The sequence below is a fragment of the Streptomyces sp. NPDC037389 genome (assembly GCF_040636475.1).
GTDB classification, from domain to species: Bacteria; Actinomycetota; Actinomycetes; order Streptomycetales; family Streptomycetaceae; genus Streptomyces; species Streptomyces hesseae.
Window position 1 is genome coordinate 42414 of record NZ_JBEZUS010000005.1, and the last position, 18409, is coordinate 60822.

Genomic DNA, 18409 nt, shown 5'->3' on the forward strand with positions numbered 1-18409 from the left:
CGGGTGTGCCCACCGGCCTCAGCGCAGCAAACGCTCCTGAAGCAAGGACCGCCCCTCGGCGGAGAGCCCGAGCCCCTCGGACACATACCGCTCCGTGGACCCCCACACCTCCCCGATCGCGGAGAACGCCGCATCCAGATAGAAGCTCCGCGCCTCGAACAGCGGAGAAAGCAACTCCGAAACCTCCGGAGAAACCTCCGCGTCGCGCCGCACCCGGTACCGCCGGTGCGGCGCGTTGGACTCCAGATAGTCGGCCTCGATGGCCTCGGCCGGCACCCCGAGCGCCAGCAGCGTCACCGCCACGGACAGCCCCGCCCGGTCCTTGCCGGCGGCACAGTGCATCAGCGCGGGCACGTCGCCCTCGGCGAGGGCGCGTACGACCCGCCCGTGCTCGGCCGTCCGCGTCGTGATGATCGTGCGGTACGAGGCGGCCATCCGGTCCGCCGCGCGGCCCTCGCCCAGCACGGACCGCAGCGTGGCCAGGTCGCCGTCGCGCACCATCCGCCAGAACTCGCTGCCGTCGGCCGGGTCGCTCAGCGGAAGGTTGACGTTCCGTACCCCGGGCAGGGCCACGTCCGGGCCCTCCAGCGCGATGTCCGCGGCGTTGCGGAAGTCGAATACGGTGTGCAGGCCCAGCGAGGCGAAGAACGCCGCGTCCGCCTCGGTGGCGTGGGCCAGGTGCCCGCTGCGGAACAGGACGCCGGGCCGGACGTGCCGTCCGTCGGCGGCCGGCAGTCCCCCCAGGTCGCGGAAGTTGCGGACCCCCACCAGCTCGGGCTCGGCCTGCGGGGCGGGCGGCGTCTGTGTCACGTGCGCTCCTCGGGGGTGTTCCGGTCGTCGGCGCCGATCGTATTCCGGGTCACGCGACATTGCCGGGGTGGGATACATCACGGCACGTCAACCCCTGGTTACGGTGGCGTAGGTCACTTGGGAAGGTGAATCATGCACTGACGTGGCAGACGATTCGAATTCATTCAGCAAGAGCGCGATCGGGTCGTACGCAGCCGTCGGGGACAGCTTCACCGAGGGCGTCGGGGACCCGGGTCCCGGCGACACCTTCGTCGGCTGGGCCGACCGACTGGCCGTACTCCTCTCCGACCAGCAGGAAGAACACTCCTTCCGGTACGCGAACCTCGCCGTTCGCGGCCGGCTCCTGGACCAGATCGTCGAGGAGCAGGTCCCCCGGGCCAAGGAACTCGGCCCCGACCTGGTCTCCTTCTGCGCCGGCGGCAATGACATCCTGCGCCCCGGCAGCGACCCGGACGACGTGGCCCAGCGCTACGAGGCGGCCGTCGCCGAGCTGTGCTCCTCCGTCGGCACGGTCCTGCTGTGCACCGGCTTCGACACCCGTGGCGTCCCGGTCCTGCGCCATCTGCGGGGCAAGATCGCGACGTACACCGCCCATGTCCGGTCCATCGCCGACCGCTACGACTGCCCGGTCCTCGACCTGTGGTCGCTGCGCTCGGTCCAGGACCGCCGGGCCTGGAGCGACGACCGGCTGCACCTGTCGGCCGACGGGCACACGCGCGTCGCGCTGCGGGCCGCCCAGGTGCTGGGCTTCGAGGTGCCGGCCGACCCCGACCAGGCCTGGCCGGACGAGGAGCAGCGCTCCGCCGCCGATGTGCGCCGGGACAACGTCCACTGGGCGCGCGAGTACCTGGTGCCGTGGATCGGCCGCCGGCTGCGCGGTGAGTCCTCGGGTGACAACGTGGAGCCCAAGCGCCCGGACCTGCTGCCGCTGTAGGCCTGTTGCCGCAGTGGGACCGTTGCCGCTGTAGGACCAGGGGGTCGGGTAGGACCAGGGGGTCGGGTAGGACCAGGGGGTCAGTGGGGGTGCCGCCCGTGCGGCAGGTCGGCCCAGACGACTCGGCCGTGGCCGCTGTCGTCGGGCCGGACCCCCCACTCCCGGGACAGCGCGCCGACCAGGAGCAGCCCGCGCCCGCTCTCCTCGTCCGTACCGCTCCGGCGCGCCCGGGGCTCCGTGGGGGCGTCGCCCTGATCGGCGACCTCTATACGCACCGCCACGCCGCTCACCCGCAGCTGGCAGCTGACCTTCTCGCTGTCCGTGTGCCGCACCGCGTTGGTGACCAGCTCCGACACCACCAATTGGGCGTCCTCGCAGGCCACTTCGTCTATTCCCCACTCCCGCAGTCGCGCGAGGACCCGTTGGCGCGCCTCCGCCACCGAGGTGTTGAGGGCCGGGAAGTGAAAGGCGTCCTGCCGCAGATGGCCGAGGAGAGAGCCGCCGCAGAGCCTGAGCGATGGTGCGTCATGGGAGAGGACCACTCCGCAACTATGTGCGATACGTATCAGCTGTGGCAAGGTTCAATCTGCAAATTACAGAATCGCAAGGACAGTCTGTCGGGCCGACAGGCCGCGTGGCACACTGCTGGCATATGACGGCAGTTGGAGGGGGTGGACAGTGGCGGACTCGCGACCGGCGGGTGCCCCGACGGTCCTGAGGGTCGTGCTCGGCAAGCGTCTTACGCACCTGAGGGAGCGGGCCGGTCTCTCCTACGAGGAGGCGGGCCGCGCCCTGGACGTCACCCACGCCACCGTCCGGAGAATGGAGAAGGCCGAGGTCGGGCTGAAGATCCCCTATGTGGAGAAGCTCCTCCACGTCTATGGGGTGCTCGACGCGGCCGAGGTCGAGGGCTTCCTCTGCCTCACCCGCGAGGCCAACCGCCCCGGCTGGTGGCACCGCTTCCGGGACGTCCTCCCCGAGTGGTTCAGCGCGTTCGTGAGCCTGGAGGGAGAGGCCAATCTCATCCGCGCGTACGAACCCCACTACATCCCCGGCCTGTTGCAGACCGAGGAGTACGCCCGGGCCGTGCTCCGCGCCGGGATGCCGCACGCCCGCGACGCCGACATCGAACGCGCCGTCACCGTCCGCCGGGAACGGCAGGGCCTGCTCGCCAAGGACGGGGCCCCGCTGCTCTGGGTGGTGATGGACGAGACGGTGCTGCGCCGCCCCATCGGCGGGCCGGACGTGATGCGCGCCCAGGTCGACCGGCTCGTCGAGGCCACCGACATGCCGAACGTACGACTCCAGCTGATGCCGTTCGCCGCCGGGCCGCACCCGGCGATGTACGGCCCCTTCCACATCTTCCGGTTCCCCCTCCAGGAGCTGCCGGACATCGCCTACGCCGAGAACCTCGTCGGAGCCTCGTACTTCGACCAGCGTGACGATGTCTCGTCCTTCCTGGAGGCGCTGGACCGGATGTGCGCGCAAGCCGCGCCGGCACACACCACCAAGGCGATCCTCGGTGGCATTCGTAAGGAGATCTGAACCATGGATCCGGACCGCGTCTACAACGGCATGCCCGCGACCGACCTCGGCACCGAGGGCTGGAGCAAGCCGTGGAGCGGCGGCAACGGCGGCAGCTGCGTCGAGGCCATGCGCTTGTGCGACGGCCGGGTGGCCCTGCGCCAGTCCACCGACCCCGGCGGCCCCGCACTGATCTACACGCGTCACGAGATGGAGACCTTCATCCGCGGCGCCAAGGCGGGCGAAGCCGACTTCCTGCTGGCCGGGCCGGGCGTCAACGCGGCCGAATAGGCGGCCGCGGCCCGCGCGACGGATCTCCGCGACGGATCTCACAGGCGTACCCGAACAGACGTACCGAAGGGAACAGGGCGTGATCGAGCACGGCGTGGACGGACCGGTCGGCATACCGGCCGAGGAGATCGACACCAGCAGGCCGCACCCGGCCCGGATGTACGACTACTACCTCGACGGCTGGGACAACTACGAGGTCGACCGGGCCGCCGCCGAACGCGTCATCGAGGCCCACCCCCAGGTCCGCCTCTCCGCCCGCGCCAACCGCGCCTTCCTGCGCCGGGCCGTACGGGAGGCGGTGCGCGGCGGCATCCGCCAGATCATCGACATCGGCACGGGCATCCCCACCTCGCCCAACACCCACGAGGTGGCCCGCGAGTCCGCCCCGGACGTCCGCGTGGCCTACGTCGACAACGACCCCATCGTGGCCACCCACGCGGAGGCCAAGCTCACCAGCGCGGGCGGCGCGGGCTTCGCCCTCGCCGACGTCCGGGAACCGGAGACGATCCTGGGGCACCCGGTCGTCCGGGAGCTGATCGACTTCGACCGGCCGGTGGCCCTGCTGCTCGTCGCCGTCCTCCACTTCGTCAAGGACGAGGAGGACCCGGCGGGCATCGTCGCCACCCTCGGCGACGCCCTGCCCGCCGGCAGTCTCCTGGTGATGTCCCACGCCACGGAGGAGCCCTACGAGGGCTACGCCGAGGGCCGCACCGACACCGCCGCCCGGGACGGCGTGCTGGACGTCTACAGGAACGCCACCGCCGCCCTCAACCTGCGCGGCCGCGCCGCCGTCGAGCCCCTCTTCGGCGACTTCGAGCTCCTCGACCCGGGCCTGGTCCGGGTGCCGCTGTGGCGCCCGGACGGACCGGTCCCCGGGCCCAAGGAGCTCAGCGACACCGTCTTCTACGGCGGCATGGGACGCAAGTGACCCGTCGGGGTCTCACACCCCCGGGCGGGCCGGGATCTCGCAGCTGTCCTTGAAGCCCTGACTGGTCAGCCCCAGCGCCGAGTTGATCCGCGAGCGGAGGTTCTCCACCGCCACCATCGCGGTCAGCTCGACGAACGCCGCCTCGCCGAGGCGCGACCGCAGCCGCTCCGCCAGGTCGTCCTCGACGGCCGGCGGGGTGGCGCTCATCGCCTCGGCGTACTCCATGACGTCCCGCTCCAGCGGGGTGTAGGCGTCACTGGACCGCCAGCGCGGCACGTCGCGCAGCTTGTCGGGCGCCATGCGCTGGTTGTGGCCCAGCCAGTAGCCGAAGTCCATGCACCACGAGCAGCCGATCGCGGCCGCCGACGCCATCACGGCGAGCTCCTTGAGCCCGCTGTCCAGCGCGTTCCAGCGGGCCAGCGACATCTCGAAGCGCGCGTCGGTCATCAGCACCCTGCGGTTGTGCCCCAGGGCCAGCAGCGGGTCGATGACCTTGCCGTAGGTGCGCCGGCTGTACCAGGCGGTGAGCCGGTTCACGAGCGTACGGGGCGGGGTGAGGGAGATGCGGGCCATGGCCGGTGCCTCCAGGAGGGAACGGTTGCTGTCACCCCTACGACGAGACGACCCCACCCGGATGTGACATCACAGGGTGAAGATCTTTTGTCGGTGCCCCCACATAGGCTGACCGCATGGACGGTGAGCTCTTCCCGCGGCCCGTGACCGAGGTCGCTCCGGGCGCGGTGCACGTCCCGGGCTGGCTGGACGAGGCCGCCCAGCACCGCCTCCTGGTGGCCTGCCGCGAGTGGGCCCGTCCCCCGGCGGGCCTGCGCACGGTGCGCATGCCCAGCGGGGGCGAGATGTCCGTGCGCTCGGTCGGACTGGGCTGGCACTGGTTCCCCTACGGCTACGCCCGCGCCGTCGTCGACGGCGACGGCGCACCGGTCAAGCCGTTCCCCCGTTGGCTGGACGAACTGGCGCGGGCGGCGGTGGCCCGCGCGTACGGCCGCCTGGCCGGGCCGGAGGCGTACGACATCGCGCTGGTGAACTTCTACGACGCCGGCGCGAAAATGGGCCTGCACCGCGACGCCGACGAGAAGTCCGCCGCGCCCGTCGTCTCCCTGAGCCTCGGCGACTCCTGCGTCTTCCGCTTCGGCCATCCGGGCGGCCGCACCCGCCCCTGGACCGACGTCGAGCTGCGCAGCGGCGATCTCTTCGTCTTCGGCGGCCCGGCCCGCCAGGCCTACCACGGTGTGCCCCGGACCCTGCCCGGCACCGCCCCGCCCGGGCTGGGGCTCAAGGGGCGGCTCAACATCACCCTGCGCGTGAGCGGGCTGTGACCCCCGGCGGATAATGGGACGACCTGCCTGCTCGACCCTGGAGGTGCCGTGACCGGCTCCCGCCCGTTCCGCTCGCCCCTGGACGCGCTGCGTCCCGCCGCCTTCGGCGCGGATCCGGCGGGGGAGCGGATGGCGCGCATCCGCCGGTCGCCGCACTTCGCCGACGGGGTGTTCGTCAACCCCGAGGGAACGCGCCGTACGCCGTCCGGCTCCATGCTGAAGTTCCTGCCCACCTACTTCCGCAAGGAGGAGCGCGCCCTGCGCGCCCCGGCCCACCCGGTGCCCGTCCACCCCACCACCGTCGCCGACCTGGCCGCCCCCCCGGCCTCCGGACTGCGGCTGACCTGGATGGGCCACTCCAGCGTGCTCGCCGAGATCGACGGCCACCGGGTGCTCTTCGACCCCGTCTGGTCCGAGCGCTGCTCGCCCTTCGCCTTCGCCGGCCCCCGGCGGCTCCACCCGGTGCCGGTGCCGCTGGCCGAGACCGGCCCGCTGGACGCCGTGGTCATCTCGCACGACCACTACGACCACCTCGACATGCCGACCGTCCGGACCCTGGCCCGCCGCACCGGCGTCGCCTTCGTCGTCCCCCTCGGCGTCGGCGCCCACCTGGAGCACTGGGGCGTCCCGGCGGACCGGATCACCGAGCTCGACTGGCACGAGTCGACACGGGTCGGCGGGCTCACCCTCACCGCCACCCCCGCCCGGCACTTCTGCGGCCGCGCGCTGCGCAACACCCAGCACACCCTGTGGGCCTCCTGGGTGGTCGCCGGGCCGGAGCACCGGATCTTCCACAGCGGCGACACCGGCTACTTCCCCGGCTTCACCGCCATCGGCGAGCAGTACGGCCCGTTCGACGCCACGATGGTGCAGATCGGCGCGTACTCCGAGTTCTGGCCCGACATCCATATGACCCCGGAGGAGGGCATGCGCGCCCACCTCGACCTCCAGGGCGGCGACGCCGCGCGGGGCGTCATGCTGCCGATCCACTGGGGCACGTTCAACCTCGCCCCGCACCCGTGGGAGGAGCCCGCCGAGGAGAGCGTGGCGGCGGCCCGGGAGACCGGGGCGCGGATCACGGTGCCCAGGCCCGGCCAGCCGTTCGAGCCCGGTGCGGGGCTGCCGCTCGACCCGTGGTGGCGCACGATCGCGATGCGGCCCACCGAGGCGGTGCCCGAGGCCGGAGCGCCCGTCGACGCCGAGGTCGCCCTTCAGGCATGAACCTTCAGGCATGAGCCCGGCAACGCCCTTGCACATGGCGTGAATCCGCATGTCTGTACGTGTTTCCTCTTGCGGAGGAAACGGAGCTGCGGCTTCAATTCCCGGTGACGGTTAGGAAACCTTCCTGACAGTTGCTGTCCGTTCCTTCACCGGGAAATGGAGTTCCGCATGCCCGCGCGCACCTCGACGAAGCCGAAGAAGACCGCCCGCCTCGCCTTACCGGTCCTGGCGATGGCCCTGCCCGCCTCCCTGGTCCTGGCCGGCCCCGGCCAGGCGGCGCAGCCGGCCCACGCCCGTACGGCCACGGTCCCCGCCGTTGCCGCGGCGGGCGCGCCCCTCGACGACCCGTACGAGAAGGACATCGCCATGCGGCTGGTCTCCAGCGCGGAGAACTCCTCGCTGGACTGGCGGGCGCAGTTCCGGTACATCGAGCCCTACCCCGACGGCCGGGGCTACACCGGCGGCATCATCGGCTTCACCTCCGGCACCGGCGACATGCTCGAACTCGTCGAGCGCTACACCAAGAAGAAGCCGGGCAACCCGCTCGCCAAGTACCTCCCCGCCCTGCGCAAGGCCAACGGCAGCGATTCGCACGAGGGGCTCGGCAAGCCCTTCGAGGAGGCCTGGCGGAAGGCCGCCGACGAGGACAAGGCGTTCCGGGACGCCCAGGAGGCCGAGCGCGACCGCGTCTACTTCGACCCGGCGGTCAAGCAGGCGAAGGACGACGGCCTGCGCACCCTCGGCCAGTTCGTCTACTACGACGCGATCGTCATGCACGGTCCCGGTGACGGCAAGGACAGCTTCGGCGGCATCCGCAAGGCCGCCCTCGCCAAGGCCAAGCCCCCGGCCCAGGGTGGCGACGAGAAGGACTACCTCAACGCCTTCTTCGACGCCCGTAAGAAGGTCATGAAGAAGGAGGAGGCCCACAGCGACACCAGCCGCGTCGACACCGCCCAGCGCGTCTTCCTGGGCGAGGGCAACTTCGACCTCCGGCCGCCGCTGAAGTGGAAGGTCTACGGCGACTCGTACCGGATCGACAAGTAGCACCACGGGGGTGTCGCGGGGCCGGGGCGCGAAGCCCCGGCCCCGCGGGCCGTCGGCGGACGCCGTCAGTGCCCGTCGTGCCCCAGGCCGCCCAGGTCGCAGCAGGAGTCCTTGCGCAGCTCCCGCCCGACCTCCAGCCACTCCCGGTGGAGCAGCCCATGGCGCGGGGCCGTGCCCGCCGTGCCCTCGTACGAGGCGACGAGCTCCCGCTGCTCGAAGCGGACCCCGCCGCGCAGCACCGACGCCGTCCGTACGAGCGTGTCGAAGTCGGTGAACGGATCGCCGTCGATCACGGTCGCGTCGGCGAGCTTGCCGACCTCCAGCGTGCCCAGGTCCCGCTCCGCCCCGAACGCCCGCGCCGGCAGCACCGTCGCCGTCCGCAGCGCCTGGGCCGGCGTCAGCCCGTACCGGTGGAGGGCGCGCAGCCCCAGGTGGAGGGAGAGGCCGACGGGAACGAGCGGGGCATCCGTGCCGAGGGCCACGATGCCGCCGCCGGACAGCACCTTCCGGTAGACGTCGATCTCGCGGCGCAGCGCGGTCAGCTGATCGTCCGTGGGCGCCTTCGCGGCGGTCTGCCGGACGGTCGCCACGTCCCACGGCGGCATCAGCACGGTGACGCGGGGGTCCTCGGCGAGGTCCGGGGTCTCGCCCAGCAGGGGCACCGAGGTGAAGATCGTGGCGATCATGCGGAAGTCGGTGGCCGTGTAGATCTCCGCCAGGTCCTGGTACGCCCGGCCGGTCGCCGTCGTGGCGTGGCCGAACTCCAGCCGCTGCGTCGCCTGGAGGTGCGTGGTGAGGTCCTGCCCCAGCTGGACGCCGGGCGAGCACAGGTGACTGCCGGTGCGCACCCCGAGTCGTTCGTGCGCGAAGCGGGCCGCCTCCCGCATCACCCAGCCCGGCGCGCGGACGTACGTCTTGACGAAGTCCCAGTCCAGGGCGGCGGCGCGGGTCAGCGAGCGGCGCAGCCCCTCCTCGGTGCGGTGGGCGCGGCCCATGCTGTAGGCGACGCGCGAGCCGTCCAGCAGCTCGCCCGCGGTCAGCAGCCTCGGCCCGGCCAGCGTGCCGGCCGCCACGGCCTCGCGGATGCGGGCCTGCTCGTAGGCGAAGCCGCCGAGGGAGACGGCCGTGGTGATCCCGTAGGCCAGCTGGAGGGTGGTCTGGCGCCCGCCGTAGGCGTACTGCCAGGGGTGGGTGTGGGCGTCCCAGAGGCCGGGGATCACGGTCTGGTGCGAGGCGTCGACCGTACGGAGGGCGGCCCGGCGGGCCCGGTGCGGTTCGACGGCGGCGATCCGGCCGTCGCGGACGACGAGGTCGACGTCCTCGCGCACGGTCGTGCCCGTGCCGTCCCAGAAGCGGCCCGCGCGCACGACGGTGTCGGCGGGGGTGGGGCGGCGGTAGTCGAGGGTGACGGGGACCGTGCGGGCGGTGCCGCCCGCCACGTCCAGCAGCCGGAGCCGCCCGGCGGAGAGGTAGAGGATCCGGCGGCTGTCGGCGGACCAGGAGGGGTGGTCGGCGGCCTCGTCGGTCAGCCGGCGCGGCTCGCCGTCGGGGGTGCCGTCGGGGCGTACGGGCAGCAGCCACAGCGCCGACTCGTTGATCACGGCCATGGAGCGGCCGTCGGGCGACCAGACGGGCCCGGAGTCGTAGCGGTCGGAGACCGAGGCGTGCGGGGCGAGGGCGTGCAGCCGGGCGGTCCCGCTGTCGGCGTCGACGACCCTGATCAGGTTGTAGCCCTCGCGGAACCGCTGGTTGAGCCGGTTGCGGTCGCACAGGGCGACGTAGCGCCCGTCGGGCGACCAGGTGGGCCGGCCGGGCAGGCCGCCCGCGCCCATGGGGGCCGCCAGCAGCTTCTCGGTGCCCGCCGCGAGGTCGCGGACGATGAGGTTGCCGGACATGTCGACGCAGGCCAGCCGGTTGCCGTCGGGGGAGAGCGCCGGGTGGACGCGGCCGCCGTCGGCCAGCACGGTCTCCTCGCCCGAGGCGAGGTCGCGGCGGCGGACGGCGTAGAGGCCGTCGCGGTCGTCGGTGAAGATCAGCGCGCGGCCGTCGCGAGTCCAGGTGGGCGCCATGACGTAACGCCCGGGGGAGGAGGCGAGGACCTGCCGGGGAGCGTTGCTCTTCTCGATCTCCGCGACCCAGAGGGCGTTGAGCGCGGCGAAGGCCACCTGGCGGCCGTCGGGGGAGAGGGCGGGCAAGTGGAGCGAGCGGACGCGGCGGACCACCGCGCCGGTGTCCGCGAAGTCGTACCGCTTGACCTCGTAGCGGGGCCGGTCCAGGGGCAGCTTCGCCTGGAAGGGGATGGTGACCGCCGGGACGCCGTGGGCGCCGGCCGGGGGCGTGGGCGCGGGGGCGGCCGAGGGGTGGGGGAGGGAGTCGGCGGCGGGCGTGCGCGGCGGCTCGGGGGCGGCGCCCGGTCTGACGATCGTGAACTGCCCGCTCACGGTCAGCAGCAGTTCGTCCCGCGAGACCCAGCGCGGCGGCACGGGTTCCACGTCGCCGTCGACCGGCACGACCGCCCCGTCCACGACGAGGAGGCAGGACGCGGCGGGTGCGGGCGTCGTCCGCAGATAGGCCAGCCGTCCGGCGGGCGAGACGGCCGGCGTCATGATCTGCGCGCCGGCCGCGTTCTCGGTGTGCTCGACGCGCACCGGCCCCCGCCCGTCGGCCGCCACGGACGCGACCGTACGGGCCTGGAGGGCGCCCCCGGCCACCTGCCCCCGGACGAACAGCAGCCGCTTGCCGTCCGGCGACCAGACGGGGTCGAAGTCCTCCCAGGCCCCGTCCTGCCCGGGCCCCTCCTGCCCGGCGGTCCCGGTGATCCGCGTCAGCGCTCCCGTCCGGACATCGACCACCCACACCCGGTAAGGACTGCCGGCCACGGGGTCGCCCTCGCGCTCCGACGCGAACGCGATCCGCGTCCCGTCCGGCGACCAGGCCGGCCCCCGGTCGTCCCACGGCCCGTCCGTCAGCTGCCGCAACCCGGAGCCGTCCGGCCGCAGCGTCCAGATGTGGAAGCCGCCGCCCCGGTAGGCGCAGACGGCCAGCAGCCGCCCGTCCGGCGCGTACGTGGGCCGGGTCGGCTCCAGATCGGCCGGGGTGATCGCGACGGCCTCCCCACCCTCGCGCGGCACGGACCACAGCACGTTCTGCACCTCGACGACCAGCCGCCCACCGTCCGGGGCCGGCGATCCCGCCCCATTGGTGGCGCCCGTGAACGACAGCGCGCCGTGCCCGGCCCGCGGGGCCGCCACCGCTTCTATCGCGTCCACGGGCAGCGCGACGGCCGCACCGGCCACGGCGGCGGTACCGGCCGCCGCCTGAAGAAAACCGCGTCGTGAGAGGGTGGTGTCCAACTGTCCTCCTGAGTCGGGGGAGTTGCACGGGGCGGCAGCCCCCATGGCGGAAGCCGATGGTTGCACGCCCCACAGGCCATGGGTCAACACCCTGGGACGATCACGAATGCCGGGCGGGGGCGTTTCCCGGGGCCCCCGCCCCACGCCTCCCGCCGGGGGCTCAGGGCCCGGGGGGATTCTTCATCCGAACGGGTAGCCCACGTCACACCCCCCCTTGTCGCGGCGGGCGCGGGCCCCGGCGGCGGGGCGGCGACGGGGCGGGAAAGCGGTGCGCGAGCACCGCGTGAAGTGCGGTATTGTTCTCATGCGCGGTCGGCGAGGGCGAAAGCCCGGGCCGGACGAGCACCGGGACGTGGCGCAGCTTGGTAGCGCACTTGACTGGGGGTCAAGGGGTCGTGGGTTCAAATCCCGCCGTCCCGACCAGCGATTTTCGCAGGTCGGAGGCCGTTCTCGCATGATGCGGGGGCGGCCTTTCTGATGTTTCGTCGGCTTGTGGTCGCAAGGTGGTCGCCATGCTCACGGCTGCCGGGGCTGTCCTGGCGTAATCCCTGGTGCTGGTGGGCTGTCTGGTGATGGTCATCTGGTTGTGCAGCTGGGGGATGTGGTCGCAGGGCGGTCGCGGTGCCGGGATAGACCGTGGGGAGCAGGTGGCCAGTCGGCGTGAGTGAGGGTTTTGTCGACAACGTCAACGGCTTCGCGGGTTGCCTGGGCGGTCAGGTGGCTGTAGACGTTCGCCGTAGTCGAAAGCGTGGAGTGCCGCAGGGTTTTCGATACCACCGTCAGTGGCACCCCCGCGTTGATCGAGATGGTGGCCGACAGATGTCGGAGATCGTGAAGTGTGGTGCGGGAGACCCCGGCTTTGCGGCACAGCAGGTGGAAGTGGTTGAGGACGTGCTGCGGGTGTAGTGGTCGGCCCTCGGCGCGGTGGAAGACGAAATCGCCCTCGAGACCTTCCATGGCTGACGGGTATCGCTCACGTCTGCGGCGACGAAGCGCAGTGGCGACGTGACTGGAGATCGCGACCCAGTTCCTGCTGCTTCTGGTCTTCGGTGTAGTGATCACCATGCGCTCCGCCGCTGGTCGGGGGATGATCGTGGGCCGCGCGGGATTGCGGTCGAGTCGGTGGTGCCGGACGGCCTCGCTGAGCGCACTCGACAGGGTGGCGAGGATGCGATGGACGGTGACTGAGCCGCGAGCGCTGGCGAGCTAGGCCCGTACGAGGGCGGCGATGTGGCCGTAGCCGAGGTCATCGAGCTTGATCTTCCCGAGCGCGGGGATGAGGTCGTCGACGACGTACGCGTGATAGCGCACCACGGCCGTCGGCTTCAGCGTCATGGTCTTGGCCTGGAGCCAGGCGGTCAGATAGTCCGCGACCGTCTGGTTCGGGTCCGCAAGGAAGCCGCCGGCACTGTCGACCATCCGGCGCAGAGCCTGCGCAGCCGTGTTCCGGTCAGGGAAGCCGCCTCGTCGGATGGTGCGCCGACGAGCGGGGGAGGGGAGATCGACGGCGAACGTCCAGGTTCCGTGATCAGGATCGGTGAGGAGCCGTGGACAGCGTGATCCGAGTTGTTTGAGCAGGTGGTCCCGGCAGCCGCAGTGCCGGTAGACGCGTCCCCGAGTAGCGGCGGAGCGCATGGTGATCGCTTCCAAAGGTTGCGCATTGAACTGCTACACCCAGTGTCGACCCGGGAGTGCCGATTCCTGTGACCACATGCGACCACAACGGCATCCGCACCCTCTCTGACCTGCGGAAAACCCTTGGCAGGGCGACAAGTGCGTGATGTTGTCGAGGCTCCATCAAGCCGTCATGACATGACACAGCGTTGCCCGACATGGAGCAGCGTGGCTCTGCGGCTCACGGCAAGTTTTCCAGGATGACGGTGAACCAACTGAGGTCGTTGTCCGTGCGCCAGGACCGGATCAACGACCGTTTTTCGGTGAAGTTCCATTTCTCTACACTGCACAGTTCGTTGTCCAGCGGTGCGGGACAATGATGTTCGGCGATAATTCTGCCCTCTGGAATCGCGCCATTCTTGACGGACTGGCTGGCGATGGCACCTACTTCCAGGGTCTTCGCGACGGCGGCGTGGCCGTCGATAAGCTGCTCCGGTGTGCAGAGAAAATAAACGCCATAGTAGTAGCACCGTTTTCTGCCGTAGTGCTTCCAGCCGCGACAGACGCATTGAAGGCCCGAAATGCCCGCGGCCGTCTCCTCGCGGAATTCGCGGATGGCCTCCTTCGAGATCCTCTCTTTCTGGCATTTTGGATTTCCCTGCCCATCTTCCTCTACAGGGATCTTCGGGTATTCATCGACCCCGCCTCCCGGGAGGGCGCATTTGCCTCCACCGTGTGGAATTCTGATTCCGCTGCTCTGGGTGGCGCGGCCTTTGTAGAAGTACCCCATGGTGTTCTTCTTGAACATGAGGAAATTCTTGTTACCGTCGTGCATGACTGCATAGACGTATTCGGGCAGGGGCATGGTGCTGCTCCATTCGGATGCGGCGCCGGGGCATCCGGTCGCGATGGTGGTGTGGCCTGCTACGTGAGCATGGTGGTCAGGTCGGTGAAGGGTACGGGGGTCTGCAGTGGATCGGATGCGCCCCAGGATGCTGAGATCGCCCAGCCCCTGGTGGTGTCTTTGTCCAGGACGCCAGAGAAGAGAGCGGATTTTCTCCCGATGAGAAGAGAAAAGGTGACACGCAGATGGAATCCGCCGGGGCTGTACCTGATGTGCAGCTCTTTCATTTGCGCTGGAATGCCTTCCAGGGGTGCATTCATGTGCGCGGTGAAGGTGAAATCTCGCGCATCATTGGTTCCTGTGCGCACTGTGGTGATTGTCAGTGACAGGTGGGTGATTGAAGTGGTTCCTCCTGTGACGAGGGGAAGATCCAGACGCCAGGTGGCTTCGAGCCACGCCGCGAGGTCGCTCATTTTGATGTCCTGGATCCGGCCTGCCTGCATCAGGAAGGTTCCTTGCCCGGCGGAGTGAAATGTGAATTTCTTGCCGCCGATGGTAGGCGGGGGATAAGCGCTCGCCGAGGTCATGGATTTCGTCCTTTCTCGGCTGTCCTTTCCTGCCGGTCCAGGGAGATCCGGTAGCCGGTTCGGGTGGAGGCCGCCGTTTGGCTGGTTTGCGATGACTCGGGCACTCATGCGGGCGGTATGTGTGGTGATGCGAGGTTATGACTGGACCGGATGCCGGCAGCCGTGGCGCGTCCGCACAGCGCCCGCTCGGGGGAGCTGAAACGACCAGGCAGCGGAACATCAGGGGCCAGGGCGGCTCGATTTCCGATTTCGCCATGGCGGCGGCTCACAGGCGTGTCGCCGTAGGTGGCACCAGGCATATGTCCGTAACGCCACCGTCGCATTGATCCTGCGGTAGCCCGCCGGGGGACCGGACCGGATTCCTGCCCAAGGGCGGCCCGGTATACCCGGGACACGCCGAGATCGACCCGAAAGAAGGAAGAATTCCAGGATCGTGGAAAGGTTCGTCGCGCCTCCTGAGCCCAGCGCCCAAGACTCGGAGAATCGACTGGGGGTGGCATACCAGCCGTAGCCGGAGTGGTCTCGTCGTGTCCGTGGCACACCGTAGGAAGGTCCGACGCATGGGAAAAATCTATGTTCACGGAAACTTTCGATATCTGTCCATCATGGGAAGGTGGACGCAGCTGTCTTTCGGGATAGAACTCCGACGGGAAGGCAGGAAGCCTCTGCCGATGGCCGCGGAGGAAGACCTCGCAGAGGAACACGTGAACGGAGGCCCCGGCGAGACCAGGGCCCGACACTCGAGGATCACCGTCGACGGCGTGAATCGACTGCTCTACGGCTATCGGACGAATAGCTATGCCAGCTCGAACTGCCTGTCCGAGCTGAATACGTCATGGGATGTCGATGAGCCGTCCAATGCTTCCTACTTCTTCCCACCGGACGGACGTTTGTATATCGGTCATGACGACAAAGCCGAAGTCTACATTTACAACAAGCCCGTCTCCGGTACGCGCAAAGGGCGGAAAGACCCAACCTTCTACCATTTCAGCGATGACTGGAAGGAAGGGATCACTGATCTCGCGGTCGGACAGGCGAAGGAGACGAAGAAATTCTTCGCCCTCTCGCGGCACGTCGATGAATCCGGCCACCGTCTGCTCTTCGCGGGAACCATGACCACACCCGGAACGGTGTGGAGCCCCGCGGTCGACCCGACAATCAAAGTCCACGGCGGCAGCCGTTTCGTCGCGGTTGACCCATCGAACGGTTATGTTTTCGTCGGTGGGGACCGAACTCTGCAGCGCCTGAACCTCATGAACCCATCCGGTAGCCTTGTCGATTTTCCCGGAGTCGGCATGCTCTGCTGTCCGCCGGTTTTCTGCGAGAAGGGCGGCACCGTCTATTGCTGTACGGTGGAAAATAATGACGGGCAGCTCCAGTCGGTCCGATACAAGACGACGGATCCTTCGAGTCGTGAACCGCTCACGGTCGTCAAAACGACGTACATCTCCGCCGGTGCGGCCGTCGACCCGGAGACGCAGAATCTATGGGTAATTCGCGCCAAGAATCCGACCACCCTCAATGTATTCGAGATCGACCCCGTAACGCCTGCCATTCTGGGGACATTCACCCAGGAGATCCCAGGAGAGCTTGAACGGCTGGACCAGTGGATTACCAATTCCTGCTATGCGGCAATGTTCGTCTCGTGAGCTCATGAGCAGACCGCCAGAACCTCATGGAAACCTGAAAATAGACAGCAGTACGACGATCACCATGAGCACTGTTGTCTCCGGTCACAAAAGAATCGAATACGGGCGGGCTCGAAACATTGAGGTGGCGAAGCTTGCGGACTGGATGCAAACGCAGCTCGGGGGAACAGTTCCTCTCCCGCCTTCAATCCGTGGAGCCACGCTAGACCAGATGACCGTTCTCATCTCGTCAAAACATATCGACGAGAAGGTGCTGCGGGCATTCGAGTTCAGCGCCTCCCTCGCGGTGCCGGTTACGGGAATCAGTGTCGATATCTACCGCCTCAAGATCACTCACTCTCTTGAGGGCGGGGTGTGGGCGGAAGTGAGGCTACGTCTTTCGATTCCCGGAGAAACGCCGAGAACCATGCTCTTCGGTGGCGAAATCGCCGCCGGTGAAGCAGGTCCGGCCATTCAATGCGACTGGGCTGTCGCCGGGCCGGAGGGAGTGACGGTCGCAGAGATCGCCAAAGCGCTCGGCATCACATGATCAGGGCTGGTCCGGAGTGCCGTACCGGACAGTCTTCTTGCGCTCCGTATGTCTGCACTCCGACGGCTTGTTGTGCTTGACAACAAGCTCATGAAAGAATTTGTCGACTCCGGCACACTTTTTGTTTCCCTCCGTGAAGCCGGACTCATAGTGCTCGCGCCGGGTTTCCACTCCTGCTGGAAGCCCGAGCCGTTTTTTGATGGCATGAGCCATTTCTGTGGGGCCGGAAACCGGCCATTCATTTCTTTCGAACAGAACCCATCCGTCGGTGCCCAGGAAATCCGGACCCCAGGAGTCGAGCACGCCGATGATGTCGACCAGGAAGACGGCATCCGGCGAGAACATCTTTCTCATCTCTCCCAGGATTCTGCTGGATGAGTACTCCTTCAGCTCCTCGTTCGTCTTGATCATGGCGCCCATGTGTGCGCCGATCAAGATGTTGTTTCGCAGGTGGCATGTCACGGTCAGGCAGCTCGTGATGCTGGGATAGACAATCGCGACGCCCTGCCCCGTCTGCCCTTCCATAATCTTTTTTACCTCCCCTTCCTGGATCCTCCTGGGTGATGTGGTTCCGGTGGGCACTTCCACTTCCTTTCGGTCGACCCGGCGCGGGCTCTACGTGCTACTTCGGCCACAACATGACGTATCCCGCGCTCGTTCGCCAGAACTGTGAAAACCCACCAGAGGTCATGGCCATCACTTTATTGACAATCGCCATGCCGGTGGTCTCGACTTCGAACACTCTGAAGCAGTTGGCGCTGTCCGCGTGAACAACCCAGAGGTTTTGGGTGGTGGGGTGCACCGCCACCCCTGCGCATGTGGCCGAGGTGGTGACCAGGTCTCGTGGCGTCCGGCTGCCCGGGTCATTCACGGCATACCGCACTGCCTGGATCTTTCCGGATACACGTTCAACGGTGAAGCAGTAGACGGTGCCTGCTCTCTCGCTGAAGACTGGAGGCGCACAACTTTCTCCTGGATCGCGGAAGTCCACCAGAGAGCTGTTAGAAGACAGGGTGAGACGTTGCAGCGCACTGGTGCCTGCGACGAAGGCGTAGCTGTTCGAGGGGTCGATCGAAACGAAGCAGCTGTTTCCGTCTACGTCGAAGGTGGGGTCGTCCAGTACGTGAGCCGTTCCGGGCGGTTGCATGCTGCCGGCGTGGAGCAGGCGCTTTCCTGCTTCGTTGGTATGCGCGGAGAGCGCGTAGAAGCGCCCCACCTCATCCCTGCCGGTACCCAAGGCGAGGTCGGTTACGCCGTGCGTCCAGGAATCCGAGAAGGTGTAGGACTCGGGGTTTTTCTGCCCCCGGCGGGTGCCGTTCGCTGGTTTGTTGAAGATCTGGACACGCCCGCAGTTCGATGCGCCTACGTACAGCCGTCCATCCTTCGGCCGGAAACACGCTGATCGGTTGTAGGTATTGTTGTCGAGCGTGTTGCCCGAGGGGGCTTCTTTTAGAATGAACGGGCCGAACATGCCGTAGTACCAAAGGCCATTGACTGGATCGAGCATCACATGTCGGAACTTCGGCGGTGCAGCGAGCGTGTGTTCCTCCTCTCGCGGCTGCGCGCTTCCTCTGTGTACTTGGAGTACTTCGGCGTCGGTTCTTCCAGTGGTGACATCGATGGTCACCGTCTCGGTGGACAGTGGGGCGTGGGCGACGCCCTTAATCTTCATGTGCATGATGCTCCGTGGTGACGAAGGTCGCCGGTCCTGTTCGCTCCAGATTCGCGGCGGTGACCTCCGTGA

General features: G+C 68.5%; 19 protein-coding genes and 1 tRNA gene. 10 read left to right on the plus strand and 10 right to left on the minus strand.

Annotated elements, in window-relative coordinates; all coding sequences use genetic code 11:
- Window positions 1–18 precede the first annotated feature (18 nt).
- Entirely contained in the window at window positions 19–810 is a 792-nt protein-coding gene (locus AB0E98_RS12410; RefSeq protein ID WP_361701597.1) for a tyrosine-protein phosphatase, read from the minus strand.
- A 142-nt stretch (window positions 811–952) separates the two neighbouring features.
- Between AB0E98_RS12410 and AB0E98_RS12415 the strand changes: the two genes are divergently transcribed.
- Window positions 953–1744: an SGNH/GDSL hydrolase family protein gene (locus AB0E98_RS12415; RefSeq protein WP_361701598.1), complete on the plus strand. Its 792-nt coding sequence runs from the start codon at window positions 953–955 to the stop codon at window positions 1742–1744.
- 80 nt (window positions 1745–1824) lie between these two features.
- Here AB0E98_RS12415 and AB0E98_RS12420 read toward each other — a convergent pair whose 3' ends face one another.
- Window positions 1825–2286 (minus strand): ATP-binding protein, encoded by a 462-nt coding sequence (locus tag AB0E98_RS12420; protein WP_361701599.1) that lies wholly within the window; start codon window positions 2284–2286, stop codon window positions 1825–1827.
- A 136-nt stretch (window positions 2287–2422) separates the two neighbouring features.
- Here AB0E98_RS12420 and AB0E98_RS12425 point away from each other — a divergent pair, with 136 nt between their 5' ends.
- The 3 genes from AB0E98_RS12425 to AB0E98_RS12435 all read left to right on the plus strand — a co-directional run bounded on the left by AB0E98_RS12425 (window position 2423) and on the right by AB0E98_RS12435 (window position 4487).
- Window positions 2423–3289 carry a helix-turn-helix transcriptional regulator gene (locus AB0E98_RS12425; protein ID WP_361701601.1) on the plus strand — a complete coding sequence of 289 codons (867 nt, stop codon included), beginning with the start codon at window positions 2423–2425 and terminating at the stop codon, window positions 3287–3289.
- Window positions 3290–3292: 3 nt separating this feature from the next.
- A complete protein-coding gene (locus AB0E98_RS12430; RefSeq protein WP_361701603.1) occupies window positions 3293–3559 on the plus strand; it encodes a DUF397 domain-containing protein in 267 nt (88 codons plus the stop codon).
- A gap of 157 nt (window positions 3560–3716) precedes the next feature.
- On the plus strand, window positions 3717–4487 hold the full coding sequence (locus tag AB0E98_RS12435; RefSeq protein ID WP_361702114.1) for an SAM-dependent methyltransferase: 771 nt from the start codon (window positions 3717–3719) through the stop codon (window positions 4485–4487).
- Between the two features lie 12 nt (window positions 4488–4499).
- On the opposite strand, the gene AB0E98_RS12440 is transcribed toward AB0E98_RS12435, so the two are convergent.
- Complete coding sequence (locus AB0E98_RS12440) at window positions 4500–5060, minus strand: carboxymuconolactone decarboxylase family protein (protein WP_361701605.1); 561 nt, start codon at window positions 5058–5060, stop codon at window positions 4500–4502.
- Between the two features lie 116 nt (window positions 5061–5176).
- On the opposite strand from AB0E98_RS12440, the gene AB0E98_RS12445 reads away from it, so the two are divergent.
- The 3 genes from AB0E98_RS12445 (at window position 5177) to AB0E98_RS12455 (ending at window position 8089) form a co-directional block, all read left to right on the plus strand.
- Window positions 5177–5824, plus strand: a complete 648-nt coding sequence (locus tag AB0E98_RS12445) for an alpha-ketoglutarate-dependent dioxygenase AlkB (protein ID WP_361701606.1) — start codon at window positions 5177–5179, stop codon at window positions 5822–5824.
- A gap of 48 nt (window positions 5825–5872) precedes the next feature.
- Window positions 5873–7045, plus strand: a complete 1173-nt coding sequence (locus tag AB0E98_RS12450; protein WP_361701608.1) for an MBL fold metallo-hydrolase — start codon at window positions 5873–5875, stop codon at window positions 7043–7045.
- Window positions 7046–7213: 168 nt separating this feature from the next.
- Window positions 7214–8089, plus strand: a complete 876-nt coding sequence (locus AB0E98_RS12455) for a chitosanase (protein WP_361701609.1) — start codon at window positions 7214–7216, stop codon at window positions 8087–8089.
- Window positions 8090–8154: 65 nt separating this feature from the next.
- Here AB0E98_RS12455 and AB0E98_RS12460 read toward each other — a convergent pair whose 3' ends face one another.
- Window positions 8155–11487: an amidohydrolase family protein gene (locus AB0E98_RS12460; RefSeq protein WP_361701611.1), complete on the minus strand. Its 3333-nt coding sequence runs from the start codon at window positions 11485–11487 to the stop codon at window positions 8155–8157.
- A 301-nt stretch (window positions 11488–11788) separates the two neighbouring features.
- Between AB0E98_RS12460 and AB0E98_RS12465 the strand changes: the two genes are divergently transcribed.
- Window positions 11789–11865 (plus strand) — tRNA-Pro (locus tag AB0E98_RS12465).
- 153 nt (window positions 11866–12018) lie between these two features.
- Here the strand turns inward: AB0E98_RS12465 and AB0E98_RS12470 are convergent.
- The 4 genes from AB0E98_RS12470 to AB0E98_RS12485 form a co-directional block, all read right to left on the minus strand.
- The gene (locus AB0E98_RS12470) at window positions 12019–12507 is read right to left on the minus strand and encodes a tyrosine-type recombinase/integrase (RefSeq protein WP_361701612.1); all 489 of its coding nucleotides are present in this window, start codon (window positions 12505–12507) and stop codon (window positions 12019–12021) included.
- A 141-nt stretch (window positions 12508–12648) separates the two neighbouring features.
- Complete coding sequence (locus tag AB0E98_RS12475) at window positions 12649–12861, minus strand: hypothetical protein (RefSeq protein WP_361701613.1); 213 nt, start codon at window positions 12859–12861, stop codon at window positions 12649–12651.
- Window positions 12862–13297: 436 nt separating this feature from the next.
- Complete coding sequence (locus AB0E98_RS12480; protein WP_361701614.1) at window positions 13298–13921, minus strand: NUDIX hydrolase; 624 nt, start codon at window positions 13919–13921, stop codon at window positions 13298–13300.
- A gap of 59 nt (window positions 13922–13980) precedes the next feature.
- Window positions 13981–14487: a hypothetical protein gene (locus AB0E98_RS12485; RefSeq protein WP_361701615.1), complete on the minus strand. Its 507-nt coding sequence runs from the start codon at window positions 14485–14487 to the stop codon at window positions 13981–13983.
- Window positions 14488–15248: 761 nt separating this feature from the next.
- Here AB0E98_RS12485 and AB0E98_RS12490 point away from each other — a divergent pair.
- Window positions 15249–16136, plus strand: coding sequence for a hypothetical protein (locus AB0E98_RS12490; RefSeq protein ID WP_361701616.1), 888 nt, complete (start codon window positions 15249–15251; stop codon window positions 16134–16136).
- 211 nt (window positions 16137–16347) lie between these two features.
- Complete coding sequence (locus AB0E98_RS12495; RefSeq protein WP_361701618.1) at window positions 16348–16665, plus strand: hypothetical protein; 318 nt, start codon at window positions 16348–16350, stop codon at window positions 16663–16665.
- Here AB0E98_RS12495 and AB0E98_RS12500 read toward each other — a convergent pair whose 3' ends face one another.
- The gene (locus tag AB0E98_RS12500) at window positions 16666–17247 is read right to left on the minus strand and encodes a hypothetical protein (RefSeq protein WP_361701619.1); all 582 of its coding nucleotides are present in this window, start codon (window positions 17245–17247) and stop codon (window positions 16666–16668) included.
- 40 nt (window positions 17248–17287) lie between these two features.
- Window positions 17288–18337 carry a hypothetical protein gene (locus AB0E98_RS12505; RefSeq protein WP_361701620.1) on the minus strand — a complete coding sequence of 350 codons (1050 nt, stop codon included), beginning with the start codon at window positions 18335–18337 and terminating at the stop codon, window positions 17288–17290.
- Between the last annotated feature and the right edge of the window lie 72 nt (window positions 18338–18409).

Excerpts from the sequence above, each read along its gene's own strand:
- AB0E98_RS12440 (WP_361701605.1), bottom strand. The coding sequence starts at position 5,060 with ATGGCCCGCATCTCCCTCACCCCGCCCCGTACGCTCGTGAACCGGCTC.
- AB0E98_RS12445 (WP_361701606.1), top strand. The coding sequence starts at position 5,177 with ATGGACGGTGAGCTCTTCCCGCGGCCCGTGACCGAGGTCGCTCCGGGC.
- AB0E98_RS12470 (WP_361701612.1), bottom strand. The coding sequence starts at position 12,507 with ATGGTGATCACTACACCGAAGACCAGAAGCAGCAGGAACTGGGTCGCG.
- AB0E98_RS12485 (WP_361701615.1), bottom strand. The coding sequence starts at position 14,487 with ATGACCTCGGCGAGCGCTTATCCCCCGCCTACCATCGGCGGCAAGAAA.
- AB0E98_RS12495 (WP_361701618.1), top strand. The coding sequence starts at position 16,348 with ATGACCGTTCTCATCTCGTCAAAACATATCGACGAGAAGGTGCTGCGG.
- AB0E98_RS12480 (WP_361701614.1), bottom strand. The coding sequence starts at position 13,921 with ATGCCCCTGCCCGAATACGTCTATGCAGTCATGCACGACGGTAACAAG.
- AB0E98_RS12435 (WP_361702114.1), top strand. The coding sequence starts at position 3,717 with ATGTACGACTACTACCTCGACGGCTGGGACAACTACGAGGTCGACCGG.
- AB0E98_RS12455 (WP_361701609.1), top strand. The coding sequence starts at position 7,214 with ATGCCCGCGCGCACCTCGACGAAGCCGAAGAAGACCGCCCGCCTCGCC.
- AB0E98_RS12505 (WP_361701620.1), bottom strand. The coding sequence starts at position 18,337 with ATGAAGATTAAGGGCGTCGCCCACGCCCCACTGTCCACCGAGACGGTG.
- AB0E98_RS12460 (WP_361701611.1), bottom strand. The coding sequence starts at position 11,487 with ATGGGGGCTGCCGCCCCGTGCAACTCCCCCGACTCAGGAGGACAGTTG.
- AB0E98_RS12475 (WP_361701613.1), bottom strand. The coding sequence starts at position 12,861 with ATGGTCGACAGTGCCGGCGGCTTCCTTGCGGACCCGAACCAGACGGTC.
- AB0E98_RS12430 (WP_361701603.1), top strand. The coding sequence starts at position 3,293 with ATGGATCCGGACCGCGTCTACAACGGCATGCCCGCGACCGACCTCGGC.